Annotated in this window: 2 protein-coding genes; one reads left to right on the forward strand and one right to left on the reverse strand. The window is 75.8% G+C overall.

Features of this window, described 5'->3' with window-relative positions; all coding sequences use genetic code 11:
- The first annotated feature begins 182 nt into the window (after positions 1-182).
- Positions 183-1865, forward strand: coding sequence for a DUF885 domain-containing protein (locus tag AOK11_RS29360; protein WP_055596747.1), 1683 nt, complete (start codon positions 183-185; stop codon positions 1863-1865).
- Between the two features lie 68 nt (positions 1866-1933).
- Here the strand turns inward: AOK11_RS29360 and AOK11_RS29365 are convergent.
- A partial coding sequence (locus AOK11_RS29365; RefSeq protein ID WP_055596748.1) for an isocitrate lyase/phosphoenolpyruvate mutase family protein occupies positions 1934-2645 on the reverse strand: 712 nt, incomplete at its 5' end.

The raw sequence follows: 2645 nt of genomic DNA on the forward strand, positions 1-2645 counted from the left end.
GAGGACCTCCTCGACGACCTCGTCGACGCCGGGCTGCTGGAGCGGACGGACGTGGCCGGGCAGTACGGACTCCCGCCCCTGGTGAGGCAGTTCGCGCATGCACAGGCGGATCCGACGGCGCACGAACCCGTACCCGGTACCGCGCGGTGCCGTTCCCACGCTCTGACAGGAGACGCCCGAGGATGACCAGCACCACCACCGACATCACCGCCCCCACGAGCCCCACCACCCCCGTGACCGCCCTCGCCGAGGAGGCCGTCGGGCTCATCGCCGCCGAGGACCCGCTGGACGACGCCCTGGAAGGGTGCCCGGAAACCGTCGGACGGCTCGCCGACCCCTCCGAGGAGGCGCAGTCCGCGTTGCGGGAGCGAGCGTCGGGGCTGGCCCGGCGGGCGCGGCGCGCGCCGGTCGCGGACGCCGGGGAGGAGGTGACCCGGGCCGTGGTCGTCCAGCAGGCGGAGGCCGTCGCCGGCCGGCTCGGGGCCCGGCTGATCGAGCACACCGTCGCCGACTACCAGACCTCGCCGATCGGCCGGCTCCTCGGTTCCCTGCCCGAGGTGCGTCCAACGGGCGAGGAACAGGAGCGCGGGCACCTGGAGCGGCTCGCGAGCGTCCCGGAGTACCTGGCGCGTGCGGCCGAGCGGCACCGCGCGGGGGCGGCCGCCGGGCGGCTGCCGGTCGCCGAGCGGGTGCGTACGGCCGTCGCCCGGCTCGACGCCTGCCTCGCCGACCCGGCCGGGGATCCCCTGCGCGCCGTACCGCTCGCGGAGCGCCACCACGCCGAGCGGGACCGGCTGATCGACGAGCGGGTGCGGCCGGCGTTCGCCGCCTACCGGGAGGTGCTCGACGCCGAACTCGCCCCGCGCGGGCGGTCGCAGGAGCGGCCCGGGCTGTGCCATCTGCCGGACGGCGAGGAGCACTACGCCACGCTCGCCCGCGTCCACACCACCACCGACCGCACCGCCAAGGAACTGCACGACGTGGGCGGGGAGTTGCTGGCCCGCCTCGAGGAGGAGTACGCGCGGGTGGGGGCGCAGGCGTTCGGGGGCTCGCCGACCGCCGCCGAGGTCCGCGAACGGCTGCGGTCCGACGCCCGGTTGCGGTGGAGCGGTGCCGACGAGATGCTCTCGGCCGCCCGCAAGGCCGTCGCCCGGGCCGAAGCGGCCGCGCCCCGCCGGTTCGGGCGGCTGCCGGCGGCCGCCTGTGTGCTGGACGGCAGGGATGTTCCGGGGGCGCCGCAGGCCTGGTACATGCCGGCCGCCGCGGACGGGTCGCGTCCGGGCACCTATCACGCCAACACCGAGCGGGCGACGGAGCGTTCGCGGGTGCTCGCCGAGGCCACCGCGTTCCACGAGGCGGTGCCCGGCCACCATGTGCAGCTCTCCCTCGCCCAGGAGCTGACCGGGCTGCCCCGGCTGCGGCGGATCGCGTGGATCAACGCCTACATCGAGGGCTGGGGCCTCTACGCGGAACGCCTCGCCGACGAGATGGGCCTGTACTCGGGGCCGCCCGCCCGGCTCGGCATGCTCGCGATGGACTCGCTGCGGGCCGCCCGGCTGGTCGTCGACACCGGGCTGCACCACTTCGGCTGGAGCCGCGAGCGGGCCGTCGGCTTCCTGCGCGCACACACCGTCCTGGCCGACGTCGAGATCCACAACGAGACCGACCGGTACATCGAGTGGCCCGGTCAGGCCCTGTCGTACATGACGGGACGCCTCGAGATCCAGCGCCTGCGCACCCGTGCCGCGCGGGAACTGGGCCCCGGCTTCGACGTCCGCGCCTTCCACGACCTGGTGCTCGGCAACGGGTCGCTCCCCCTGGACGTGCTGGACCGGGTGGTCGCCCGCTGGACCGCGACCCGCTGAGCGCTGCCCGCGCACGGGGAAGGGGGGGCCGGTGACCAGCCCCCCCTTCCGGCTTTCCGCCGCCGTTCTCAGCCGCTGAACAGCCCGTTCATCTGGAAGAAGTCCAGCGAATCGTCCAGCGCGTCGTAGGTGCCCGACTCCAGCAGCTCGAGCGTGGCGCGGCGGGCAGCCGTGTACGCGGCCTGGGCCATGCCCGTGCCGACGCTCACCCTGCGGACGCCCACCTTGGCCAGTTCGGCGACGCTGGGGCCGCCGGGGCCCGCCATGGCGTTGACCGGGAGCGGGGAGCGCGCGGACAGGTCGCCGAGGACGGCCAGGTCGAGCAGGCCGGGGACGAAGATGCCGTCGGCGCCCGCCTCGGCGTAGGCGGCGGCGCGGGCCAGGACGTCGTCCAGACGGCCGGACTCCTCACCGATGCCGAAGAGGTACACGTCCGTACGGGCGTTGATCACCAGCTCGGGCAGGCCGGCCTCGGTGGCGGCGGTGCGGGCGGCGGCGATGCGCCCGGCCTGCTCCTCGGGCGTGAACAGCGGGCCGCCCGCGGCCCTGGAGTCCTCCAGGTTGATGCCGACGGCACCGGCGGCGACCACGGCGGCGACCGTCCTGGCGACCTCGGCCGGGGCCGCTCCGTAGCCGGACTCGACGTCGACCGTCACCGGCACGTCCACGGCGGCGGCGATACGCGCGGCGGCGGCGAGCATCTCGTCCCGGGTGGCCTGCTCGCCGTCGCCCCTGCCGAGGGACCAGGCCACACCGCCGCTGGTGGTGGCGATGGCCTGG

The sequence above is a fragment of the Streptomyces hirsutus genome (assembly GCF_001418415.1).
Taxonomy (GTDB): domain Bacteria; phylum Actinomycetota; class Actinomycetes; order Streptomycetales; family Streptomycetaceae; genus Streptomyces; species Streptomyces hirsutus.